The sequence below is a fragment of the Stenotrophomonas sp. SrG genome, from assembly GCF_050031795.1.
GTDB lineage: Bacteria > Pseudomonadota > Gammaproteobacteria > Xanthomonadales > Xanthomonadaceae > Stenotrophomonas > Stenotrophomonas rhizophila_A.
In genome coordinates this window covers 1-233 of sequence record NZ_JBNBBE010001498.1, presented here as the reverse complement: position 1 = coordinate 233, position 233 = coordinate 1, and the positions used below count along the sequence as shown (strand labels likewise).

Annotated in this window: 1 protein-coding gene; it reads right to left on the bottom strand. The window is 77.7% G+C overall.

Going from position 1 to position 233, the window contains the following annotated elements; all coding sequences use genetic code 11:
• Positions 1-233: NAD(P)H-binding protein (locus tag ACQG3P_RS24365; protein WP_426806489.1), on the bottom strand; the 233-nt coding region annotated here is incomplete at both ends.

Sequence of the window (233 nt, the reverse complement as noted above, 5' to 3'; positions counted from 1 at the left end):
GACCAGCTGTACGCCGGGGGCGACTTCGAGGGTGCCGGCGCCGCCGACCATCCGGAAGCGCGGGACGCCGGCCTGGCGGGCGGCCTTGACCAGTTCTGCGGTGCCGGTGGTGACGGTGGACGGGTCATCGCCGGGGCGCGGGCCGAAGGCGCTGGCGAGGACGTCGTGGCCGGCGATGTCGGCGGCCGGGGCGTCGGTGTCGTCGAGGGCGGCGACGGCGAGCTGGGCGCCGT